General features: G+C 57.5%; 24 protein-coding genes. 12 read left to right on the forward strand and 12 right to left on the reverse strand.

Features of this window, described 5'->3' with window-relative positions; translation table 11 throughout:
- Positions 1 to 2 precede the first annotated feature (2 nt).
- The 3 genes from BLU89_RS14795 to BLU89_RS14805 all read right to left on the reverse strand — a co-directional run bounded on the left by BLU89_RS14795 (position 3) and on the right by BLU89_RS14805 (position 2,977).
- On the reverse strand, positions 3 to 1,655 hold the full coding sequence (locus BLU89_RS14795) for a U32 family peptidase (protein WP_074737624.1): 1,653 nt from the start codon (positions 1,653 to 1,655) through the stop codon (positions 3 to 5).
- 63 nt (positions 1,656 to 1,718) lie between these two features.
- On the reverse strand, positions 1,719 to 2,063 hold the full coding sequence (locus BLU89_RS14800) for a hypothetical protein (RefSeq protein ID WP_074737625.1): 345 nt from the start codon (positions 2,061 to 2,063) through the stop codon (positions 1,719 to 1,721).
- On the reverse strand, positions 2,060 to 2,977 hold the full coding sequence (locus tag BLU89_RS14805; protein WP_074737626.1) for a DnaJ C-terminal domain-containing protein: 918 nt from the start codon (positions 2,975 to 2,977) through the stop codon (positions 2,060 to 2,062). The genes BLU89_RS14800 and BLU89_RS14805 overlap by 4 nt, the downstream gene beginning before the upstream one ends.
- A gap of 161 nt (positions 2,978 to 3,138) precedes the next feature.
- On the opposite strand from BLU89_RS14805, the gene BLU89_RS14810 reads away from it, so the two are divergent.
- The gene (locus BLU89_RS14810; RefSeq protein ID WP_074737627.1) at positions 3,139 to 3,528 is read left to right on the forward strand and encodes a hypothetical protein; all 390 of its coding nucleotides are present in this window, start codon (positions 3,139 to 3,141) and stop codon (positions 3,526 to 3,528) included.
- On the opposite strand, the gene BLU89_RS14815 is transcribed toward BLU89_RS14810, so the two are convergent.
- Together BLU89_RS14815 and BLU89_RS14820 are read right to left on the reverse strand one after the other, a co-directional pair.
- Positions 3,523 to 4,623 carry a cystathionine gamma-lyase gene (locus BLU89_RS14815; RefSeq protein WP_074737628.1) on the reverse strand — a complete coding sequence of 367 codons (1,101 nt, stop codon included), beginning with the start codon at positions 4,621 to 4,623 and terminating at the stop codon, positions 3,523 to 3,525. The genes BLU89_RS14810 and BLU89_RS14815 overlap by 6 nt on opposite strands.
- 3 nt (positions 4,624 to 4,626) lie before the next feature.
- Positions 4,627 to 5,469, reverse strand: a complete 843-nt coding sequence (locus BLU89_RS14820; RefSeq protein WP_074737629.1) for an LOG family protein — start codon at positions 5,467 to 5,469, stop codon at positions 4,627 to 4,629.
- Positions 5,470 to 5,547: 78 nt separating this feature from the next.
- Between BLU89_RS14820 and BLU89_RS14825 the strand changes: the two genes are divergently transcribed.
- From BLU89_RS14825 to dapD, 5 genes are all read left to right on the forward strand, one after another.
- Entirely contained in the window at positions 5,548 to 6,459 is a 912-nt protein-coding gene (locus BLU89_RS14825) for a threonine/serine dehydratase (RefSeq protein WP_074737630.1), read from the forward strand.
- A 44-nt stretch (positions 6,460 to 6,503) separates the two neighbouring features.
- Positions 6,504 to 7,103, forward strand: coding sequence for a GntR family transcriptional regulator (locus tag BLU89_RS14830; RefSeq protein WP_074737631.1), 600 nt, complete (start codon positions 6,504 to 6,506; stop codon positions 7,101 to 7,103).
- 120 nt (positions 7,104 to 7,223) lie between these two features.
- The gene (locus tag BLU89_RS14835; protein ID WP_074737632.1) at positions 7,224 to 7,811 is read left to right on the forward strand and encodes a biotin transporter BioY; all 588 of its coding nucleotides are present in this window, start codon (positions 7,224 to 7,226) and stop codon (positions 7,809 to 7,811) included.
- Positions 7,804 to 8,769: a biotin synthase BioB gene (bioB, locus tag BLU89_RS14840; protein WP_074737633.1), complete on the forward strand. Its 966-nt coding sequence runs from the start codon at positions 7,804 to 7,806 to the stop codon at positions 8,767 to 8,769. The genes BLU89_RS14835 and bioB overlap by 8 nt, the downstream gene beginning before the upstream one ends.
- 92 nt (positions 8,770 to 8,861) lie before the next feature.
- Positions 8,862 to 9,689 carry a 2,3,4,5-tetrahydropyridine-2,6-dicarboxylate N-succinyltransferase gene (gene dapD / locus BLU89_RS14845; protein ID WP_074737634.1) on the forward strand — a complete coding sequence of 276 codons (828 nt, stop codon included), beginning with the start codon at positions 8,862 to 8,864 and terminating at the stop codon, positions 9,687 to 9,689.
- Positions 9,690 to 9,789: 100 nt separating this feature from the next.
- Here dapD and BLU89_RS14850 read toward each other — a convergent pair whose 3' ends face one another.
- Complete coding sequence (locus BLU89_RS14850; RefSeq protein ID WP_074737635.1) at positions 9,790 to 10,632, reverse strand: isocitrate lyase/PEP mutase family protein; 843 nt, start codon at positions 10,630 to 10,632, stop codon at positions 9,790 to 9,792.
- Positions 10,633 to 10,800: 168 nt separating this feature from the next.
- Here BLU89_RS14850 and BLU89_RS14855 point away from each other — a divergent pair, with 168 nt between their 5' ends.
- Positions 10,801 to 11,145, forward strand: a complete 345-nt coding sequence (locus tag BLU89_RS14855) for a hypothetical protein (RefSeq protein WP_074737636.1) — start codon at positions 10,801 to 10,803, stop codon at positions 11,143 to 11,145.
- On the opposite strand, the gene BLU89_RS14860 is transcribed toward BLU89_RS14855, so the two are convergent.
- Positions 11,142 to 12,200: a transporter substrate-binding domain-containing protein gene (locus tag BLU89_RS14860; protein ID WP_074737637.1), complete on the reverse strand. Its 1,059-nt coding sequence runs from the start codon at positions 12,198 to 12,200 to the stop codon at positions 11,142 to 11,144. The two genes, BLU89_RS14855 and BLU89_RS14860, sit on opposite strands and share 4 nt — an antisense overlap.
- Before the next feature lie 207 nt (positions 12,201 to 12,407).
- On the opposite strand from BLU89_RS14860, the gene dapE reads away from it, so the two are divergent.
- Genes dapE through rnr form a run of 3 tightly spaced genes read left to right on the forward strand, consistent with a single transcriptional unit; the run spans position 12,408 to position 16,443 of the window.
- Positions 12,408 to 13,547, forward strand: a complete 1,140-nt coding sequence (dapE, locus tag BLU89_RS14865) for a succinyl-diaminopimelate desuccinylase (protein WP_074737638.1) — start codon at positions 12,408 to 12,410, stop codon at positions 13,545 to 13,547.
- Between the two features lie 3 nt (positions 13,548 to 13,550).
- Positions 13,551 to 14,126, forward strand: coding sequence for a TIGR04282 family arsenosugar biosynthesis glycosyltransferase (locus tag BLU89_RS14870; RefSeq protein ID WP_074737639.1), 576 nt, complete (start codon positions 13,551 to 13,553; stop codon positions 14,124 to 14,126).
- Positions 14,127 to 14,184: 58 nt separating this feature from the next.
- The gene (gene rnr, locus BLU89_RS14875) at positions 14,185 to 16,443 is read left to right on the forward strand and encodes a ribonuclease R (RefSeq protein ID WP_074737640.1); all 2,259 of its coding nucleotides are present in this window, start codon (positions 14,185 to 14,187) and stop codon (positions 16,441 to 16,443) included.
- On the opposite strand, the gene BLU89_RS14880 is transcribed toward rnr, so the two are convergent.
- Both BLU89_RS14880 and BLU89_RS14885 read right to left on the reverse strand, forming a co-directional pair.
- Entirely contained in the window at positions 16,434 to 16,820 is a 387-nt protein-coding gene (locus tag BLU89_RS14880; protein ID WP_074737641.1) for a DUF1801 domain-containing protein, read from the reverse strand. The two genes, rnr and BLU89_RS14880, sit on opposite strands and share 10 nt — an antisense overlap.
- Positions 16,817 to 17,515, reverse strand: coding sequence for a glutathione S-transferase family protein (locus BLU89_RS14885; protein WP_074737777.1), 699 nt, complete (start codon positions 17,513 to 17,515; stop codon positions 16,817 to 16,819). The genes BLU89_RS14880 and BLU89_RS14885 overlap by 4 nt, the downstream gene beginning before the upstream one ends.
- An 82-nt stretch (positions 17,516 to 17,597) precedes the next feature.
- Between BLU89_RS14885 and BLU89_RS14890 the strand changes: the two genes are divergently transcribed.
- Both BLU89_RS14890 and BLU89_RS14895 read left to right on the forward strand, forming a co-directional pair.
- Entirely contained in the window at positions 17,598 to 18,305 is a 708-nt protein-coding gene (locus BLU89_RS14890) for a helix-turn-helix transcriptional regulator (protein WP_074737642.1), read from the forward strand.
- 69 nt (positions 18,306 to 18,374) lie between these two features.
- Complete coding sequence (locus BLU89_RS14895; RefSeq protein ID WP_074737643.1) at positions 18,375 to 19,691, forward strand: lytic murein transglycosylase; 1,317 nt, start codon at positions 18,375 to 18,377, stop codon at positions 19,689 to 19,691.
- A gap of 423 nt (positions 19,692 to 20,114) precedes the next feature.
- Here the strand turns inward: BLU89_RS14895 and BLU89_RS14900 are convergent, their stop codons facing one another.
- From BLU89_RS14900 to BLU89_RS14910, 3 genes are all read right to left on the reverse strand, one after another.
- Entirely contained in the window at positions 20,115 to 20,798 is a 684-nt protein-coding gene (locus BLU89_RS14900; RefSeq protein ID WP_074737644.1) for a GntR family transcriptional regulator, read from the reverse strand.
- Positions 20,799 to 21,188: 390 nt separating this feature from the next.
- Complete coding sequence (locus BLU89_RS14905; protein ID WP_245709764.1) at positions 21,189 to 21,989, reverse strand: aminoglycoside phosphotransferase family protein; 801 nt, start codon at positions 21,987 to 21,989, stop codon at positions 21,189 to 21,191.
- A 121-nt stretch (positions 21,990 to 22,110) separates the two neighbouring features.
- Positions 22,111 to 22,776 carry a flagellar hook capping FlgD N-terminal domain-containing protein gene (locus BLU89_RS14910; RefSeq protein WP_074737645.1) on the reverse strand — a complete coding sequence of 222 codons (666 nt, stop codon included), beginning with the start codon at positions 22,774 to 22,776 and terminating at the stop codon, positions 22,111 to 22,113.
- Positions 22,777 to 22,779: the final 3 nt, after the last annotated feature.

Here is a 22,779-nt window from a genome sequence, read left to right on the forward strand (position 1 = left end):
CGTCAGCTTGCTGGCAATGTCAGTTCGGTGGCTTCGCGGCGGCTGAGCTGTTCACCCTGCTTGCGTTTGGACAGAACATCGCGGGCGAGGGCATATTTGTCGTCCTGCCAGAAGATCAAGCAACCGTTGCATCCTTTGCCGCAACAGCCCTCGGTGCCGATGCGGTTGGTCTTGAAGCGGCGTTCGTTGCCGTCTTCGCCGATTTTCTCAACCAGTTCATCGCGGCGACGCGCATAAGCATTGGCGTTGTCACGGCCCGAAGTTTCCAGCCCCTGTACCAGCTTGTCGAACCGAATGCGGCTCCAGTGTTCGTCGGTCAGGGCGCGTTCTTTGCGCAGGACCGAGTAGACCGGGAACCGGGCGCGCAGATCGTCGGTATCCTCGTGATCGAACAGGGTGAAGGGCAGGCGGATTATGGTTTTGGTACTGCCATGCACCACATCCAGCCGCACGCCGTCATGGGCGCGTTCGAAATCATAGACCCGCAGCAGGACTGTATCGCGCGAAATCGGAGAGACGAAATCCAACACATCCCCCGGTTCCAGCTTGTTTTTCACCTCGACCAGAAAGGCATCCCCGGTCACTTCGGTGACGATCCCCGCGTATTCCCACTGCGCGGTGGCGGCCGTGTGCTCGTAATCATGTGCATAATTGGTCAGCCGCCCTTCGTGGAAGGCCAGCGTATAGCCCCGGTTCCCCACGGTTTCGAGTTCACGCATATAGGGCTTGGGGTTCCAGTTCTCGGGGTCGGCGTGGTAGTCATCAATCGCCATACGATACGCCCGTGCGACGATGGCGGCATAGTATTCCGATTTACCGCGACCTTCGACCTTCAGACTGTCGACGCCGATCTTCAGGTATTCATCCAGCTTTGGCATGATGCAAAGGTCGCGAGAATTGAGGATGTAGGAACCGCGATCATCTTCTTCGATTGGCATCAGATCGCCCGGGCGGCAGCCTTCTTCCAGCAGGAATTCGAATAGATCAGCGTTTTCCTCGGTGATGCGTAGTTCCTGATGTGTGCCGTCCTTGAGGCGCAATTTCACGCCATAATTCCAGCGACAGGAGTTGGCACAGTTGCCTTGGTTCGCCCCACGCTCGGCCATGAAATTCGACAGCAGACAACGGCCCGAATAGGTCATGCACATAGCACCGTGCACAAATGCTTCTAGTTTGATGTCAGGGCATTTCTCGCGAATTTCCACCAATTCGGGGTAGGAAACCTCACGAGCCAGGACTACAAGCTCGGCCCCCTGATCCTGCCAGAACTTCACTGATAGCCACGAGCAGATATTGGCCTGGGTTGAGATATGAAGCGGCAGTTCAGGCGCCCGTTCGTGGACGTATTGGAACACGCCGGGATCAGCGATGATCAGCCCGTCGGGCTGCACCTTGCGCACCGTGTCGATGTATTCATCCAGTTTCGGGATGTCTTTGTTATGCGAAAATAGGTTCAGCGTCAGATACGCACGACGGCCATGTTGGTGGCAGAACTCGACCCCTTCGATCACCTCTTCCAGTGAAAACTCGGACTTTGTGCGCAGTGACATATCGGGCGTGCCCAGATAAACGGCGTCGGCCCCATAAAGGATAGCGAGTTTCAACTTGCGCAGATTGCCCGCAGGCATCAGCAATTCGGATCTGGACTGGGTCATGAGGCTACCGGGCAGAGGATCAAGAGCGCCTTTTACGCCAAATCCCCAAGGCCCAAAACCCCGTTACCTGCGACTGAACCGCGCTGTGCCGATGACTTCGATCAGTTGCTGGCGGACAGGTTCTGGTTGCTTCTCCACAGCGTTTAGAACTTCGCGCAGTTCGGCGCGCAGTCCGTGCATCTGGTCGATCAGAGAGATCATCATCGACAGCGCGTCAGCTTCCATATCGTATTGGTCATGCAGTTCGCAGGCCAGTTCCAGTCGTGCTACGTCGATGCGCTGATATCGCAGACCTTGGTTCGATTGCTCGGGGATCACAATCTCGGCGGCAAGATATTCGGTCAGTCGATCCGAGGTCAGGCGGGCGATGGCTTCGATCAGTTCGGCTTCAGTCAATGTGCGGCTCATGACGGCATTCCTTTGCGCGGATCATAGCTGTGGGTTTCGCGCCACGTCTCCATGAATTGCTTCAACTCATCATCTACCTTGTCTGGCATCGTGACGGTCAGCTCGATCAACTGATCGCCCCGTTCGGATGCGCCACGTTTCTTGACGCCTTTGCCACGCAGGCGCAGGGTCTTGCCGCTGCTGGTGCCAGCCGGGACGCTGACATTTACGCCGCCGTCGATGGTAGGTGCCGGAACTTTGCCGCCCAATACGGCCTCATCAATGGAGATGGGTAACGTGATGTGGATGTCATCGCCCTGACGATCAAACACCGGATGATCCGCAACCGAGATGGTGACCAGCGCATCGCCTGTAGGACCTTCGCCATATCCCGGAGCCCCTTTGCCGCGCAGTCGTATGGTCTGTCCAGTGGTGATGCCCGCCGGTATCTTCACTTCGATCCGGTTGCCATCCGGCAGGGTCAGTTTTTGGCTGGCGCCAAAAACAGCATCCAGAAAACTTATCTGTAGTGAATAATTCAGGTTGTGGCCCGGCGCGTGGAATTCCTGCGTTCGCTGGCCATATCCACCCCGCCCGCGCATGAACTCGGCAAAGATGTCGGACATGTCATCCTGCTCGGTCGAGTGCCCGCGATAGGGGTTCCCTGCCGCTTCGGCATAGTCGCGATAGTATTGCTGCTGCGGGCGTTCCTGACCCGAGGCATCGATTTCGCCATTGTCATAGCGTTTGCGCGTTTCCGGGTCTTTCAGAAGGTCATAAGCGGCGGCAGCAGCTTTGAACTTGGCTTCGGCCTCGGCATCGCCAGGCTTGAGGTCCGGGTGACACTCCTTGGCAATCTTCCGGTAGGCCTTCTTGATCTCGGCATCGCTGGAGTCTTTGGCGACGCCAAGAACGGAATAAGGATCGTCGCTCATCTTGCCTCTCATCAATGTAGGGTGTGGTCTGGCCTTGATGAAGGTATTTTATCATGCGATTTCAACAGGTCAAAATTTCTTAAAGGCCGAATTGCCTCGTAAAACTCATTTGTCCTGCTAATATCTGCATGTTTCGAAGTGTTGATTGCCGGAGATTGTCCATGTCGCGCAGAATAAAGTCCGCCCTTGCTTTGTTGGCCGGGAATGCAATCGGGTTGTTGCTAGCGGCGCTGCTGCTGGCGGGCTTCGCGATCAAACCGATCTCGTTCATCGTTGTGGTGATAGTCTTCACGCTGGTTCAGGTCGTGGCCGAGCCGCTGATCCTGAAGCTGGGCGAGAAGAAGGCCCCGGCGCTGAAAGGCGGGATCGCGTTGATCGTCACCTTCGTGGGTCTGCTGGCGACCGATCTGATCACCGCAGGGTTGACGGTTGGCGGAATTTCCAACCTGCTGGCCGCGACATTGCTGGTTTGGTTAGGCGCATTGATCGCCAGCATCGTGCTGCCGATCTATGTATTCACCGAGCTGCGCGCGCCCAAGAAGAAATCATAGAGCGTTCAGGCTGGCTTCGATCGCCTGCCATAGCTCATCAACCGGTTCGCACCCGACGGACAGGCGAATGAAGGCCGGATCAACCGCGTCGCCCCAGCGTGCGCGCCGCTCGGCTGAGCTGTGGACGCCGCCGAAGGATGTGGCGGGGCGCAGCAGAGGGCAGGCGTTGATAAACTGTTCAGCTTTGGCCTCAGTCTCCAGCGTGATTGTCAGCAGAAACCCGAAACGTTCAGTCTGTGCTGCGGCCAATGCGTGCGATGGATCACCGGGCAGACCAGGATAGCGGATGTGCTTCACGGCCGGATGCGTTGCCAGCCGCTCGGCCAGAACCTGTGCCGAGCTGCACATCCGATCAAACCGCACGTCCAGCGTTTCCAGGCCGCGATGCAGCAACCATGCCTCATGTGGACCCGGTATTGCACCAGATACGCGGCGCCATTCCTCGATCCGTTCCATGATCGCGGTATCGCGGCTGGCGACGTGACCCATCAGCATGTCCGAATGCCCGCCCATTGCCTTCGTATCCGAACTCACCACCACATCGACGCCAAGATCCAGCGGACGTTGGCCCAATGGCGTCATCGTGGTGTTGTCTGCGATGGTGATGCCACCGGCCTCACGAACAGCCCCTGCGATTGCGGGCAGATCAAGCATGTCCAGGCCGGGATTGGACGGGCTTTCCAGAAACACCACATCGAAACCGTCAAAGCCGCCATCCGCGAAGGCTGTGGTTGGGCGTTCAACGACCGATACGCCCAGATTTGACAGGAACCGGTCTGCCAGAAGGCGGGTCACATAATACCCGTCGGACAGGATCAGCAGACGGGACCCCGCTTTGACCGTCGCGAACAACGCAGCCGAAATCGCACCCATACCGGACGGAAAGCTGAGGCACGGCGCATTTTCGAGATGCGACAAGACGTGCTCCAGATGCGCCCAAGTCGGATTGTCGACCCGGCCATAGCTGGCGTGTCCGTCTGGCGCGCCCGGTAGGTGGAACATGCTGCTCTGGGTCAGAGGCAGAGCTACTGGATCGCCTTTGTCCAGAGCGTTCCCGCGCAGGTGAAGCATCTCGCCAGTTTTGGGCTCCGTCATCACTTAGCGTCCCGGGATTTCGTCGCGCGGCGGTGCGGGTTCCCAGTTCTCGATGATCTCAACCGCCTCCTGTGCGGTGTCGACAAAGCGGAACAGGTCCAAATCTTCGTCCGAGATTGTGCCCGCATCAGCCAGCGCCTCCCAGTTGATGACTTTCTCCCAGAACGCACGCCCGAACAGAAGGAAGGGTACGCGCTCCATCCGTCCGGTTTGGATCAGGGTCAGGGATTCAAACAGCTCATCCATCGTGCCGAAGCCACCGGGAAAGATGGTGATGGCCCGCGCGCGCATCAGGAAGTGCATCTTGCGGATGGCGAAATAGTGAAAGTTGAAACTGAGATCAGGCGTCACATACAGGTTCGGGGCCTGTTCGTGTGGCAGCACGATGTTCAGGCCGATCGAGCAACCGCCCGCATCCTGCGCGCCACGATTCCCAGCTTCCATCACTCCTGGGCCGCCACCGGTGACGATCACGTTTTCGCGGCAGCCTGTCTGGTTAGATTTCTCGGTCATCAGACGCGCAAACTCGCGCGCCTCATCGTAGTATTTCGACAGCCCGGCCAGGGTCTCGGTCCGCGCCTTATGTTTCTGTGAAGGCTCCGGAATGCGTGCACCCCCGAACATGACGACGGTCGAAGTGATCTCGCGCTCGGTCATGATCATCTCGGGTTTTAGCAGCTCCAGTTGTAGTCGAACTGGGCGCAGCTCATCCCGGCACAGGAAATCATCATCAGCAAAGGCAAGGCGATAGGCCGGAGAGCGCGTTTGCGGCGTGTCCGGCACTTCGCTTGCGGTCGAGCGGTCAGTTTGTGCGTCGCGAAAGGGGCTGAGGCGGTCTTCTCTCATAAACGGGGTTCCCGGCTTGCGTGTTTTCCAAACAGCTATAGGGTTCGCAGGCAGAGTGCCAGTCACGGAAAGACAAGAATGGATTGGAAGAGTGAAATATTGGCAGCGCGGGATCGCATTGCCGGACATGCACAAGTCACCCCGGTGATGCAGAGCCACGCGCTTGGATATCCGATTGAGCTGAAGCTGGAGCATATGCAGCACACGGGCAGTTTCAAGGCGCGCGGCGCGTTCAACACCTTGCTCAGCATGGATGTAACTGCCGCAGGCGTGGTGGCGGCATCGGGTGGAAACCATGGTGCGGCCGCAGCCTATGCGGCGCAGGCATTGGGCCACCCAGCCAAGATTTTCGTGCCCGAGCTTGCAGGGTCGTCCAAGATTGCGCTGATCGAAAGGATCGGTGCCGATTTGAGCGTGGTACCGGGTGAATATGCCAATGCCCTGACCATGGCGCAGTCGCATGAGGTTGAATCTGGTGCAATGCAAATCCACGCCTATGACGCGCCCGCAACCGTCGCCGGGCAAGGAACGTGCTTCGCCGAGTGGGATGCGCAGGGTTTACAAGCGGATACCGTTCTGGTCGCCGTCGGTGGCGGCGGCCTGATTGCAGGAGCCCTGGCCTGGTTTCAAGGTGCGCGCAAAGTTGTCGCTGTTGAGCCGGAAACCTCCTGCGCGCTGAACGCTGCGTTGGCAGCGGGTGAGCCAATAGATGTCTCAGTCTCGGGGATTGCGGCGAATGCTTTGGGCGCACGTCGCATTGGAGAGATTTGTTTTGGCTTGGCGCAGGGAATGACTTCGGTACTGGTCCTCGATGAGGCGATCGCACAGGCCCAGAAATTGCTGTGGCAAACCCACCGCATTCTTGTGGAACCAGCCGGGGCTGCTGCATTGGCTGCGCTGATTTCGGGTGCTTATCAGCCCGAGCCTGATGAGCGGGTCGCGGTCCTGATCTGTGGCGGGAATATTGCGCCGGATCCGCTGATCGGTTGAATTAGCCGCTTGTAGAAACGAATTTTGAATTTTATCTATAATCTATGACTGCGACAATTGCCGACACAATTTATCAGACCTTGAGCCAGCAAATCATCACCGGCGATTTGATTGCTGGTGAGAAGCTGCGTCAGGACCATATCGCACGCGCTTTCGAAACCAGCCATGTACCAGTACGTGAGGCATTGCTGCGTCTCGAAGCACATGGTCTGGCAATAAGTGAACCACGAAAGGGTATGCGCGTGACCGCGCTTGACCCTGCCGAGGTGCGTGAAGTGATCGAAATGCGTGTCGCACTCGAAACGCTGGCATTGCAGCATTCGGTGCAAAACATGACGCCGGCTGCTCTGAAAGCGGCTGACCAGGCGCGAATGGCCTGCGATGAGGCTGACAACATGCCGCAATGGGAGGCGCGGAATAGAATCTTTCACCGAGCCATCCTGACGCCGTGCAGGTTACCGCGTCTGCTGCATACGATTGATGATCTGCATATCGCCAGTGCACGCCATCTGTTTGCGCATTGGCGGCCAAAATGGGTGCAGCGGATTGATACGGATCACGCAGCAATAATTCAGGCGCTAAAAAGCAAAGATGTGTCGGCGGCGACATCGATTCTGGTGCGCCATATTCGTCGCGCAAGCTAACCCTTTTCCGGTCTGCTCAAAACAATTTTCATGGCGCCAAAAATTTCACTTGATTTTTAATAGATAAAAATGATGCTAAGTGATGAATCAAGAAATAATTATCTATAAAAAGGAAATAATATGAAACCCATGCTGCAATCCGCCTTGCCTGCCACTGGCGCGCTTAGTCCTGCGGGACAGATCATCCGTGTCGTAATGGGCATTCTATTGCTGACTGCCAGCGCAAAGGTTCAAGTACCGTTCTGGCCTGTGCCAATGACCCTGCAGGTCGCGGCCATCATGGCGATTGCAGCGGTCTTTGGGATGCGCCTCGGGTCTGCAACGGTGATTGGCTATATGGTCGCCGGGGCCGTGGGCTTGCCAGTGTTTGCCGGGACGCCGGAAAAAGGCATCGGGCTGGCCTATATGTTGGGCGGCACGGGGGGGTATCTGCTGGGATTCGTGGTCGCCTCGATCATTGTCGGCTGGGCGGCGGACAATCTGCGCAAACTGCTTTTGATCCCTGCCATGCTGTCCGGCCTTGCGGTTGTTTATGCGCTGGGCCTGGGATGGTTGGCGCAGTTTGTACCCGCAGACAAGGTTCTGGCTTATGGTTTCAGCCCGTTCATCGTTGGTGATCTTGTCAAGATCGCACTGGCCGCGGTTGTGGTGATCGGATTGCCCGAAGGCCTGACACAGAAAATCCGCGGGGCGGAAATGGATGCTTGATACTGGACAAGACATCCGCAGTGACTGGACCGTAGACGAGGTGGAGGCGCTGTTGCGCCTTCCCTTGTTGGATCTGGTAGGCCGGGCAAACAGCATCCACAGGATGCATCACGATCCGAGCGACATCCAGAAGGCCAGCCTCTTGTCGATCAAAACCGGCAGTTGCCCGGAGGATTGTGCCTATTGCCCTCAGTCTGCACATCATCGTGAAGTGGAACTGACCAGGGAAAAACTGATGAATCCCGGGCACGTCGTTTCACTTGCAAAACGGGCCAGAGATGCGGGGGCGGCGCGGTTCTGCATGGGGGCCGCGTGGCGTCAGGTGCGAGATGGGGAAGAGTTCAACAACGTTCTGGAAATGATCCGGGGCGTGCGCAATCTTGGCATGGAAGCCTGCGTGACATTGGGTATGCTCAAGCCGCATCAGGCCCAACGGCTGGCCGAAGCAGGGTTGACGGCCTATAATCACAACCTCGATACCTCGCCGGAATTCTACAGTGAGATAATCGGGACACGCACCTATCAGGATCGATTGGAAACTCTTGGTTATTGCCGCGATGAAGGCATCGATCTGTGCTGTGGAGGCATCATCGGCATGGGCGAAAGCCTGAGGGATCGCGCTGCGCTGCTGCAAGTGCTGGCAAATTTCGACCCGCACCCTGAAAGCGTTCCGATCAATGCGTTGGTCCCGATAAAAGGCACACCTCTGGAACATCGTGACAAGGTGAGCATATTTGATCTGGTGCGCATGGTTGCGACCGCCCGGATCACTATGCCGGAAACAAGAGTGCGCTTATCGGCGGGCCGATCGGACTTTTCGACCGCAGAGCAGGCGTTGTGCTTTCTGGCCGGTGCAAACTCGGTTTTTTACGGAGATGTTTTGCTGACCGCACCCAATGCGGGCACACAAAATGACCAAGACATGTTTGCAGCCCTTGGCGCCGTAGCCGAAGGTTGACGCAAACAGGGATGCCTGCGTCGCATTGCGCCGTGGGCCTAGCTTGCGTATAGGCCAAACCAACGTGAACAGATTCTCTAGGGAGACGCCCCATGTCCAATGCGCAACTGGAAGCCGCCATCGAAGCCGCCTGGGAGGCACGTGACACCATCACCCCCGCGACCACAGGCGAACAGCGTGAAGCGATCGAGGATACGCTAAACGCATTGGACAGTGGTTCGCTGCGGGTTGCGGAAAAGCTGGAAAGCGGCGACTGGCACGTGAACCAATGGGCCAAGAAAGCGGTTCTGCTGGGCTTTCGCATCAAGGACATGGAAATCCAGAATGGCGGCCCGCAGGCCGGTGGCTGGTGGGACAAGGTGGACAGCAAGTTCGCGGGTTGGGGTGAGAACCAATGGCGCGCCGCGGGCTTTCGCGCTGTGCCAAACTGTGTGGTTCGCAAATCGGCCTACATCGCGCCGGGCGTGGTGTTGATGCCGTCATTCGTGAACCTCGGCGCCCATGTGGAAGAGGGCACCATGGTTGACACCTGGGCCACAGTCGGCTCTTGCGCGCAGATCGGCAAGAACGTGCACCTGTCAGGCGGCGTCGGCATCGGCGGAGTTCTGGAGCCCATGCAGGCCGGGCCCACTATCATCGAGGACAACTGTTTTATCGGTGCCCGTTCCGAAGTGGTCGAAGGCTGTATCGTCCGCGAAGGCTCGGTTCTGGGGATGGGCGTGTTCATTGGCAAGTCGACCAAGATCGTCGACCGTGAAACCGGCGAAGTCACCTATGGCGAAGTGCCGCCATATTCGGTTGTTGTCGCTGGCTCGATGCCGTCGAAGAACAATGTCAGCCTGTACTGTGCCGTGATCGTCAAGCGCGTCGATGAAAAGACCCGCTCGAAAACCGGGATCAACGAGCTGCTGCGAGACTGAGCACAACAAACAAACCCAACGATCAGGGCTGCAAGGCGAGCTTGCGGCCCTTTTTTATGGCATCACCGTTCGGCAGTGCCTTTGACCGCAGGTGGAAACATCATTCCCGGCCACTGCATTTTTCCTGAGCCATCAGACTGCTGATCTCGGAACCGGGCATTGCGTCTATGGAATAGTCAAAGCTACCATGTGCTTTGACTTCTTCCGCAGCGCGCTTCAATGCGCCCAACGCTGCGCGGGCAAATGATCCACCAACGCTGATGCGGCATACCCCCGCCTCTGACAATTCAGACACAGTATAGAGCGGACCGGTAAGCCCCATCACTACGTTTACAGGTTTGTCGACTTCAGCGCAGACGGTTCGGATCGCCTCGATGTCAGGCAGTCCCGGGGCATAGAGTACGTCGGCCCCGGCTTCTGAAAAGGCCTGTAGGCGCTTGATCGTGTCGGTCAGATCGGGCCGGCCCGACAAATAGTTTTCGGCTCTTGCGGTCAAAAGGAACGGCAGGTCTTTTGCAGCCTCCGTCGCGGCCTGAATGCGTTCAGTTGCAAGAGAGAGATCATAAATGGGCGCGTCCGGGTCTCCGGTGGCGTCTTCGATCGATCCGCCGATCAGACCGGTTCGGCTTGCCATGCGAATGGTTTGTGCACAGATGTCCGGGGCCTTTCCAAAACCGTCTTCAAGATCAGCGGAAACCGGAAGATCGGTGGCTGCGACGATTTCAATCGCATTTTCAAGAATCTCATCCCGGCCAAGCGCCGCAAACGAATCTCTTTTACCCTTCGAGAACGCGTATCCCGCGCTGGTAGTTGCAAGGGCGTCGAACCCCAAACTCTGAAGTAGGCGGGCAGAGCCTGCGTCCCAAGGGTTTGGAACCACAAAGGCGCCTTTTTTGGTATGAAGATCTTTGAAACGCTGAAACTGAACCTGTTGTTCTGGCATGATGTGTTCCTTGGGCCGGTCAGGCAGAAGTGTATATCGGAGGGGAACGTAAAGCGAACAAATTGTGCAGGGCCGGGTTTGTCAGGCTTTGCCGCAGGCTTGTAGATTTCCATCAAGACTGCGGCCTCGGCCTTGACCAAACCCCGACGCGTCGCTAAGGCCCGCGCTATGGAAAAACAAAAGAAACCCTCTCGTCAGCAAGTCTATACGCTGCTTGTGCAGATCGGCCGCAAGGATGGCGACGGCCTGCCCGAAGGCGCGACCGGGGCGGCGCTGATGTGTTTTGCCAGCGGTGTAGATGAGGCCGAAGCTGTGCGCGAAACCGTGGCCATTCTGAAGCAGGCCGATACTGCGCCGCTTGATGTCACCGGATACGGTACACTGGCCGAACGTGAGGCGCAGGGACACGAGATCGACCCCGATGAGAGGGCTTTGATGCAGCGGGCGCTGGATGAAAATGCAGTGATTGTCGCACAGATGACGCCATTTTTCGGCGACGAGAAAACGCTTTAGTTCCGCGCTCCGAACCATTTGCGGTAGATTTCGTCATAAGTGCCGTCTTCGCGCAGGGAAAGCAGCGCCTGATTGACATCTTCGACCAGCGGCGATCCGGTCGGAAATGCGATCCCGTAGTTCTCACGCAGGAAAACGCCGCCGGTCATAGATGCAATTCTGCGCCCTTCGTGGGCGGCAAAATAGGACAGAATAGGGGCGTCGAATACAACCGCATCCAGTTCTTTGTCGGTGAACGCCGTCAGCATGTTTTGCAGGTCGCTATAACCCGTGAATTCGACCTCGCGCCGGTTCAGAAAGTTCGCCGCTGTTGAGTCAGATATGGTTCCGACCTGCTTGCCATAGAGGTCATTGACCGAATTCACACTGCCGGTAATTGCATCTACCGTCATCACCGATGTGATCCGGGCCGTAAACACCGATACGATGAACAGCGAAGAAACCACCAGCACAACGCCCAGAATGCGCCCAAACGGCGTACGGGGCATCCGCTCTTCAAATCCACCGTTGACCACCAGATTGAGGGCCCACCAGAACGAGGGAAACCATGCCTCGTTCAGATTCCGGTCGAAATAGGGTTGCGCGCGTTTCTCGAAACCCCACATCAGCATCCCGCCACCCAATAGAATGGCAAAAGCAAGGCCGATAGCGATGAACAGCTCACGCGACAGTAGCGCATGCAGCAAAGACGGTTGGCGCGCCGCCTCAGACGGAACCATGATCTGCAACCCGGCTTCAAAGATGGGTTGGGTGAAGTCCATGCGGGTTTCGCGCATGGCGGTGATCGAGATATTCGCGATGGCCAAATCGGCCGAGCCGTCCTGAACGGCCCCCAGCATATCGCCGAAACTCTCGACCCGGTTGACCGAATACTCCCAACCCAGCGATTCAGACAGTGCCGCCAGCAGATCCATCGAGAATCCGGTCTGGGCCCCGTCCTCGATGAACGAGAACGGAGGGCGGGTCACAGTCGTCACCGTGAGGGACTGTGCCTGGCTTTGTAGCGCGAGAGTCGCGAAAGTCAGGCAGATCAATGCGAAGAAGGCACGCTTCATTTGGAATCACCTGTTTCGCGGCGCTCTAACGCAATTCAGGGTGGCGCGGCAAGGCAGCCGCTAGGTCAATGCTCATGTTTTGTGGGGGCGCTAAAACGGCAGGTTTTGGGATTTGGGTTGGAAAACTGACTATTCGGGGTTGGCAAGCCGGGCAATTCGTTGAATCTGTGCGCGAACACCGGCATTCATCAGAACAAGAGGCCCGTCATGACCGATCCAGTTGAGCTTACTGCTAATCTGATCCGTTGCCCATCGGTCACACCCGTGGAAGGCGGAGCGCTGGTTTTGCTGCAACGGGAGTTGGCGGATGCCGGCTTTGAGTGCACCCGCGTGGATCGCGGTGACGTCAGCAACCTATTCGCCCGCTGGGGTCAGAAAGGGCACACCCGCAGCTTTGGCTTCAACGGCCACACGGATGTTGTTCCGGTAGGGGACGAGGCCGCCTGGACAACGTTGCCCTTCGGCGCTGAAATCCGCGATGGGGTGATGTATGGCCGGGGCGCGACGGATATGAAATCGGGTGTGGCAGCCTTTGTTGCTGCGGCCATTGACTTTGTGCGCGACACGCCTCCCGACGGGGCAGTAATCCTGACCATCACAGGTGATGAAGAAGGCGACGCGCTGGATGGAACGGTTGCTCTGCTGGATCACATGGACGCGACGCAGGAGCGGATGTCGGAGTGTCTGGTGGGAGAGCCGACCTGCCCGAATACGATGGGCGAGATGATCAAGATAGGGCGCCGCGGTTCAATGACAGCCTGGTTCACCGTGACTGGGGTGCAGGGCCATTCTGCCTATCCGCATCGGGCAAAAAATCCATTGCCAGCAATGGTGCGTCTGATGGATAGACTGGCCAGTCACGAACTGGATCAGGGGTCCGATCATTTTGATGCCTCGACCCTGGCAGTGGTTACGATTGACGCTGGAAACCCGGCGACGAATGTCATCCCGGCGCAGTGCACCGGGACAGTAAACATCCGGTTCAATGACCTGCATTCCGGAACCAGCCTGAGCGACTGGTTGAAATCCGAGGCAGACGCGGTTGCCGAGGCGTTTGGTGTTGATATCGAAATCAGGATCAAGATCTCGGGCGAGAGCTTTCTGACACCGCCCGGCCCGCTGTCTGATCTGGTCGCACAGGCCGTCGAGGCGGAAACAGGTGTATGCCCCGGGTTGTCAACGACTGGGGGCACCTCGGATGCCCGGTTCATCAAGAGCCACTGCCCGGTGGTTGAATTTGGTCTGGTTGGGCGGACGATGCATCAGGTTGATGAATGTGTTGAGGTTGCGCAAATCCAACAGCTCAAGATGATATATACGCGTATTCTGACGGACTATTTTGCCTGATTCATGCATAAAACGCTGGTGATCATGGTGAAGGAACCGCGCCCGGGGCGGGTCAAGACCCGCCTGGGTCGCGACATCGGCATGATCGGCGCGGCCTGGTGGTTTCGGCATCAAACGCGATCTCTGATCCGGCGCCTTCGCGACCCACGCTGGCGGATTGTGCTGGCGGTCTCTCCGGATCAGGAAGGGATGAACAGCCGTGTCTGGCCACTTGACCTGCCGCGTGTGGCACAGGGTCGCGGCGATCTGGGCGATCGCATGGGGCGGAGGCTGCGCGGAGCCCTCAAAGGGCCAGTTTGCTTGATCGGCGCGGATATTCCGGGGATCACACGCGGTCACATTGCCCGGGCTTTTGGTGCGTTGGGTCGGGCTGAATTGGTGTTCGGGCCAGCCCCTGACGGTGGCTATTGGTTGGTTGGCGCTCAGCGCTATGGTGCTTTGCCGCCGGGGCTGTTCAAAGACGTGCGCTGGTCGACAGAGTACGCGTTAGCTGACACGCTGACTTCGGCCGCCGGGTGTCGGGTGGCGTTGCTGGATCATCTGCGTGACGTCGATACCGTGGCCGATCTGCACGGCTGATCCGATGTGCCGCTTTTTTGGTCATGACGCGGTCGTATCCTCGTGCTAGGCCAAACCCATGACACGCATTCCGACGAAGCAAGAGGTCCTCGACTGGATCTCGGCGAACCCCACCCTCACATCGAAACGCGATATTGCCAAAGCTTTTGGCATCAAGGGTGCGGATCGGATTGATCTGAAGCGTATCCTGAAAGAGCTTGAGGTCGAAGGGCATCTGGAAAAACGCAATCGCAGCTATCGCGATCCCGACCGGTTGCCGCCGGTCAGCGTGTTGCAGGTGAAGGCGCCCAACGCGGATGGCGATCTGTTCGCGCGTCCATTGGAATGGCATGGCGAAGGTGTTGAACCCATCGTTCTGATCGTTGCCCGGGCCAGTGATCCGGCTTTGGGCGAAGGCGACCGCATTCTGGCGCGCCTGACAGTGGTCCACGAAGAAGACCACAACTACGAGGCCCGGCTGATCCGTCGCATCGGAACCAACCCGCGTAAGATTGTCGGTATCTTCCGGAAAAGCGCAGAAGGTGGCCGGATTGTACCAATCGACAAGGCCGGCCAGAACGAGTGGCTGGTTTCTGACGGAGCGGTTCACGGCGCGAAGGATGGTGAACTGGTCGAGGCGGAACAAGCCGGCCCCAAGAACCGCATGGGTCTTCCGCGTGCGCGTATCGTCGAACGACTGGGCGATCCGTCGGCACCCAAGGCCGTCTCGTTGATCGCCATTCATCAGCACGGTATCCCGGATGATTTCCCGGACAAGGTGATCGAAGAGGCCGACGCAGCCAAACCCGTTGGGTTGAAAGGGCGCGAGGATTTGCGGGACATGCCCTTGGTGACCATCGACCCGTCGGACGCGCGCGACCACGATGACGCGTGTTACGCACACGAAGACGACGACCCCAAAAACAAGGGTGGCTACGTGATCTGGGTCGCCATTGCTGATGTTGCCGCCTATGTTCAGCCCGGTACAGCACTGGATCGTGAGGCGCGCAAACGTGGCAATTCCAGCTACTTCCCTGACCGCGTGGTACCGATGCTGCCGGATCGTTTGTCAGGCGACCTGTGTTCGTTGCACGAGGGTGTCCCCCGGGCCTGTATCGCCGTTCAGATGCAGATTGATGCTGAAGGCAACAAGATTGACCACCGTTTTGTGCGTGGTCTGATGCGGTCTGCCGCCTCGCTGCATTATGGCGAGGTGCAAGAGGCCATTGACGGCAACCCCAACGACCGCACCGGGCCGCTGTTGGAGACGGTTCTGAAACCGCTCTATGCCGCCTATGCCGCGCTGAAAAAAGCACGCGCGGTACGTCAGCCGTTGGAACTGGATCTGCCTGAACGCAAGATCGTGCTGAGCGATACCGGAGAGGTTGCCAGCGTCGCCTTCCGCGACCGGTTGGATGCGCATAAGTTGATCGAGGAATTCATGATCCTCGCCAATGTCGCAGCCGCCGAAACGCTAATCGCCAAACAACGCCCGCTATTGTTCCGCGTGCATGAAGAACCCGCGCCGGAAAAGCTGGAAAGCTTGCGGGAAACGGCTCAGGCAGCGGGGCTGAATCTGGCCAAGGGGCAGGTGCTGCAGACCCGGCATCTGAATGCTTTGTTGAATGCTGCCGCTGGAACCGAAGACGCAGAACTGATCAATCTATCGACTTTGCGGTCCATGACGCAGGCCTATTACAACCCTGAAAATTTTGGCCATTTCGGGCTGGCTCTGCGGAATTATGCCCACTTTACCTCACCTATCCGGCGCTATGCGGACTTGATCGTGCACCGTGCCCTGATCTCGGGACATGGTTGGGGCAAGGATGGGCTGACCGAGGATGAGATCGGCCGCTTGGAAGAGACGGCAACCCATATCTCGGACACCGAGCGCCGGTCCATGATGGCCGAGCGCGATACGACCGATCGCTATCTGGCCGCTTTTCTCAGCGAGCGGGTGGGCAATGAGTTCACCGGCCGCATCAGCGGCATCGCCCGGTTCGGCGCCTTTGTGAAGATGGACGAGACCGGCGCGGACGGTCTGGTACCGGTGCGGTCTCTGGGGCGTGAATTCTTTCATTTCGACCGTGAGGCTGGAACGCTGATGGGCTCGGATACCGGCCTGATAATTGCCATTGGTCATCGTGTCACCGTGCGCCTGACCGAGGCGACACCGGTGACCGGTGGGCTGGAGTTGGAGTTGTTGTCCATCGATGATCAGGCCCTGCCGAGCGGACGGGGGGGCAGCAAACGCGGATCGCGGCGCAAGGCCGTCAGTACCAAGCGCAAGAAAGACAAAATCAAGCGCAAGGTTGAACGCAAACGCCGTCAGAGGTGATAGGTTAACGCACGCGCAATCAACCAGCCATGCCGTGTGGGATCAATCTGATCGGGCGTGTCGAACAGTACGGCGCGATTGCCGTCGATTTGATCCTCACCGGGAAAAGCGAAGGTAAATTCCCCCATTAACCGGCTTTGGCAGTGCACGAACAAAGCAAACCGAGCCGTCTTGTGCGCGCCCAACCGGATTGTTGAGCCTTTGGGTGCCAAATATGCTGGCTGACCCCACCGCAAGGCCTCTTCCAAAGGCTGGGCACTTGGTATTGAAGCTGCAGTTTCGAAGATCAGCTCGCGCAGCGTTAGTGCTCCTGCGCGAGTCTCTTCCGGCAGCGCCTCATAAGCTGCGGCGACTTTTTTGTCCTCAAAGGGTGTCATGACAGTGGGATCGCCTGTTCCATTCGGTCGATATAGCTGTTGAGTAGCTTATCCTGTTTGATCCGACGGGTCAGGGGGGTGTCTGATGGTGTAGCGCGCATGGCGGCCAGCATTGGACCGACGCTCATATCCGCCGAGGTTGGATTTTCACCCATCAGATAGGGTGATTGCCAAAGATAGGCCGAGATCGCCTCGAGGTCGCGCTCCAACCGGTCCTGTCTTTCGGCGGGTGAGAACCGGGAAACACCTTGAAAAGCCAGCCCTTTGACAACGGATTTACGGATCGAATTTGAAACCGGCTTGCGGATCAGCGCGGGAATGACCGTGAAGAACGTATCGCGCAGGATTGGCCAGACGTCATCATTTGCCCAGCGGTCCTGCACGACATGAAAGTACAGATGTTCCTCGGCCATGCGGATCAGCGCGCGCGATTGCGCCTTTTGCAGATCACTCAGGCCGGAATCGAAATCGGCACCCTGTGCTTCCAGCCACTCGCGGATCAGGTCGCTGTCGGGAACCAAACGCTCGGGCGTGCGCAGAACTGGTAGTTTCTGGTGTGGCATCTTGCGGGGGTCTAACATGTCGGACCGCTGCCATTGCTGGCCCGCGCGTTGAAGCATCAGCGCTGTTTTTACACAGAACGGGCTAGCACTGAACAGGCCGAAGGCAGAGGGAAAGGTAAGAAGGGTCAGCATCATCAACTCCAAAATTGGGACGTCCGATGGATACCTTCGGCTAATGACAGTTTCTGACATTAGGTTTAAACTAATATGCAGCATGTCTCGTACCGCTCGCCTGTTTCAGTTGATGCAAGCCCTGCGCTCTGGTCCGTCGCCCAGGACGTCGGTTCAGTTGGCGCAGGATTTGGGCGTTTCACCGCGTACGGTACATCGGGATATCGATGCTTTGCGTGGTCTGGGGGCCGTGATCGACGGAGAGGCCGGATTTGGTTTCACGCTGATCGAAGACGCAACTTTACCGCCGCTGGGCTTCACCAATGACGAGCTTGAAGCGTTGGTTCTGGGTTTGCGCGAGGTACAATTGATCGGAGACCCGGCGCTGTCTGATGCCGCAAGCGAGGCGTTGCGAAAGCTTCAGGGACGGTTGCCTCAGCGTCAGTCACACCGGTTGAGTCACGCGGTTCTGACAGCCACGCGGTTCAACCGACCTGCGATACCAACGATTGATGTTGCTGATCTGCGCCAAGCAGCATGGGATGAACGCGTGGTCGAGTTCGCCTATACAGATGCCAAAGGCGCGGATACTCGGCGCCGGGTTAATCCGCTGAGCATCGTTTACATGGATCGCGCCAGTGTTTTGCTTAGCTGGTGTCACCTGCGACAGGATTTTCGCGTATTCCGGCTGGATCGTATGCAAGCCATGGATGTGTCCGAGGAAAGCTTCAGACCCAAGCGCGTACCACTGCTGCGAGAGGCGATAGCCCGAATTCGTGCAGAACGTGAGGCACAGGATCAAGAAACCTAGCGCTCGACGCTTTGTGAAAACGCAATTTTGCGCTATCATTGATCCTGAGCAGTAATCAGGAAAAACGGAATGCGTAAGTGCGTAGGTGGCGTCATGACCGCCGCATTATGGGCATCCATCGTGCAGGCGGATACAACAGAAAAATCGATACGGCCTTTGGCCCGACCATTGGTCGAAAACGTTCAATTGGCCTCGGCGGATGTAACGGTTTCGGTTCGGCCTGTGCGGCGCCCTAATGTCGAGGTGCATCGCATCTCAGCAGAAGGAAATGCCCGCTTTCAGGCTTGGCTGGGGGCGTTTCGTGCGAGGGCGCAGGTTCAGGGCATCTCGGTCAACACGCTGGATCGCGCTTTGGCCGGAGTGACCTATGACAGCGACATCATCAAACGAGATCGCAATCAGGCAGAATTTTCCAAGCCGATTTGGGAGTATCTGGATGGGGCCGTATCAAAAGCGCGGATATCGAACGGTCGCGCCGGACTGGACCGACACCAAGACATACTGACCCGGATCGAGGCGCAATATGGCGTTGAGAAAGAGGTTGTCACTGCGATCTGGGGCCTTGAGACCTCGTTTGGAACCTATCGGGGCAGCAAGCAAACCATCCGGTCGCTGGCAACTCTGGCGTTTGATGCCCGTCGGGCAAGCTTCTTTGAAACCCAACTGATAGCGGCCCTTCAGATCCTGAAGGCCGGGGATGTTGATGCCGGGAACATGACCGGCAGTTGGGCCGGAGCGATGGGGCATACGCAATTCATGCCGACCTCATTTCTGGATCATGCGGTAGATTTCAACAGGGATGGGCGGCGCGATATCTGGTCCGATGATCCAACCGACGCCTTGGCCTCGGCCGCCGCATACCTGGCAAAGCATGGATGGACCAAAGGCCAGCCTTGGGGGGTCGAGGTGCGCTTGCCGTCCGATTTTGACTATTCCGTCGCGCGACGGGACTTTATTCTGATGCCGTCAGAATGGGCCGCCCGAGGTGTTCTGACACATATGGGCCAGGCGGTGCCGGACCATGGAAAGGCGGCGATCCTGTTGCCGGCTGGTGGACGTGGTGTCGCTCTGATGATCTTCGACAACTTCAAGGTGATTGAGACATACAATGGCGCCGATGCGTATGTGATTGGAATCGGGCACCTGTCTGACCGGCTTGCAGGCGGTCCTCTGTTTCAAGCCGATTGGCCGCGCGGTGACCGAATACTCAGCTTTACCGAACGCAAGGAATTGCAGCATAGGTTGACGCAGGCTGGCTTTGACACGCAAGGGATCGACGGGCGGACAGGGCCGAATACGATCAATGCGGTTCGTGCCTTCCAGGTCGCGCAAGGTTTGGTGCCGGATGGGTATCCGTCGCTCAGTTTGCTGGAGCGGATGCGCTGAGTGTCAAGGCGATCCAAATGAGTAGACTTTGCCATTTGGATCAGGACGCAGGTGTCATCAGGCCTTTTCGTTGAATTCGACCAAAGCATTTTCCAGAGATTTGAGAACGTGCACAATTATCTCGTCGATCTCAACCGAGGTTTTGACTTAGAAGAGATCACCATTCGATCATACCCGCAACCTATGCCTCGCTGACAAGCGGATGTTAGGTCGGCGCAATGACCGGAGAATGACGAAGGCATTGCAATAGGGCAGCTCGTTCCGGCCATACCGGATATTCACACTCCACTGGCCATGCTATCCGGAATGTCATGCCCTTCGCCGCCAGCCAGATCTACGCCCTTGGCGTGTGGGATGCTCCCGCAAACGTTGTTGTCGAATTGAGTATGATCAAATTATGGATTTCCATCGAAACGCTGGAACCTAGGCGTTGATCAGGGCATCTCCCATCATTCCCATACCCTGCTCAATATCCTGAGCCGTTGCCACAGCAGCCTTTTCCGCATCCCGTTCACGTAAAGCTGAAATGATGTCCTTATGCCGGTCGGGCAGGCATTGAGTGCCGAAGCGGCCACCAACGATCCGGAGCGAGGGGCCGAATCTCAACCACAACCTCTCGGCCAGATCGACAAGAATTGGAGCATCAGCGTGCGAGTAGAGCGCCTGATGAAACGCATGGTTCAAACGCAGATAACCACCCACATCCCCATCCGCGATCATTTGGTCCAATCGTTGATCCAGCCTTTCGAGATGGTCAATATCGGCAACTGTGAGGTTCTTGGTGGATCGCCTGGAAAGCTCTGTTTCTATTGAAATTCGTGCAAAAATCATTTGTTCAATGTCGCTGGCCGTCATCGGCGGTATACTGACCCGGCGATTGCCCTGAAAAGTCAGGGCGCCGTCTGAAATCAGGCGTCGTATCGCCTCACGCACAGGGGTCATGCCGACGCCCAGAGAATCGGTTAGCCCCTGAATCGTAACCGGTTGACTGGGCACAAGGTCGCCAAACAGGATCTGCGATTTCAGGGTGCGATAGACCTGCTCATGCGCCGGGCGTTTCTCATCATCTGCCGACTCTGTATTTGCCTTTTTATTGATCAAATCCAAAAGGTTTGCCCCAATCCGAGTGTTTATGAAATGTCAGTTTCTGCACCTCTTCCGAGCATAGGTGAAACAGCAGGGAAACGCAAAACTTGATCAAATCCAGGGAGGTAAAATTAGTCACCCAGTTACAGGGAGGTATCGTGAAACACAAAACACTTGGGACGATGGCGATTGTCGCATTGGGGACTGCGATCGCATTTGCCTAGGAGGTACCCGTGGCTCCGGCAGGTGCAGACTTGGACTACAATTCTCATGACAAAGACGACATCGCCAAAAAGGAAGAAGTGTTTGCGGTTGCCAGAGCCCATGTCAGCAATTGCCACAGCTCGGATTCCCGAAGGTGCGCAAAACATCATTGATTTCAAGCGGGGCGCGCAGAACGTGGCGGCGGCATCACATAGCCGCGATTTCAAGCTCATATGCCGGGGCGTAATCCGGTGCGCCGGTCTCGATCCGCCACAGACAATATGCGGCCATGCGCCAGGCGAGCCAAGGGCGTAGCACCCGATAACGTTCAGTAATTTCAGGCTGGCCGTAAGCCGCCAGAAACTGTGTCACTTCGGCTTCTGACAAGGGTGCGCCGCGATAGAGTTGCTGCATGGCGGGTGACAGAAACATCGCTAAATCTTCACAGGGATCACCCAGCGCCGGGCATTGCCAATCGATCAGCGTCAAGCCAGCTGCGGATTGCAGGATATTCCCCGCGACGGGATCGCCATGGATCAGACACAGATCACCTATCGGTGGGATATGCCCTTGCGGTCGCATCGCAAGCAGTGATGCCTTTTCCCCCGACCGGCAGGTGGACAATATCCGTTGCGCGTGCTGGTCCAGATCATCGCTGCCATTGCAGCCATTTGGAAGATTCAAACTGACAGGAATTTGGTGCAGTTTCCTAAGCAGAAGGGCGACGCCATCAACGTCATCCCGCCACGGGGCACCCGGTGCGTGGTCATAGTAGACCCAGCTGTCGTTTCCAAACGAACCGGCTGCACGCAGATTGGGGACGAAGCCAAAGCTGCCAAGCGCGCGCAGGCAGTTTGCCTCAAGCCGCGCGTCATTGCGGAACAGCGGGTTGTGAAACCCGGTGCAATAGAGCTTTAGAACGGAGTCGTTTTTGCCGGACAAGACCTTCCAGACCCGATTGGTTCGCCCACCATACTGCACCTCGAAGCGCACCGTGGGATCAATCAACCCTCGGGTGCGCAGCAGGGCAATAAGATCAGGTGGAGGTTGGTTTCGATCAGACAGGGGTTATACCGGATTTGGATGTGAGTCGCGTTTTGCCAAGCTTTGGCCCGCGCCGCGCCTCAGATCAAGCACCTGTGCGGATTTGCGTAACCCTTTCGACAGGTACTTCGACCCCGCTGTCCAGCTTCAGTATGACCGCACCCTCGCTGACCTGCGCCTCGACTACACGACCGAAGACGGAGGCGGGCGTATTGGACAACAGCTTGCCATTTTTGTAACTGTCCAAAGATGCCGCGTAGGTGCCGGCAGGCAATGGATCACCTGCGCCGTTCACCCCGGCCCATTCGAACTCGGACTTGTCAGTGGGTACCGTGATCCGGTCAACAACCGCACCTTGATCGTCTTGGATGACCAGCTCTGCCCGATCTGCGTCAGGCTCGGCCTGCGCCGAGATAGCAATCGCCTGATCCTCAAAGCGGAACGGCGCGGTGGTCTGGACATTCATTCCGACCCACCCGGTGAGCTGATTCAAATTGACCGCCCCCAAAGTCACCGCCAGGCCGGATAAAAGTTCATTGGCCTTGACCTGTTGTTCGACCATCGAAAACTGTGCCAACTGTGACGCGTATTCGGATGAATCCAACGGCTCCAATGGGTCTTGATTGCGGGCCTGTACCGTCAGCATTCGGAGAAAGGTTTCAAAATCCGAGGTCAGAGCCGAACGTTGTGTGTTGCTGCCTGCATTCGGTCCTGCGGCTGTCGCAGCCGCTGAGTTAGTCGGTGTGATCATCGA

This window comes from Ruegeria halocynthiae (assembly GCF_900106805.1).
Taxonomy (GTDB): Bacteria; Pseudomonadota; Alphaproteobacteria; order Rhodobacterales; family Rhodobacteraceae; genus Ruegeria; species Ruegeria halocynthiae.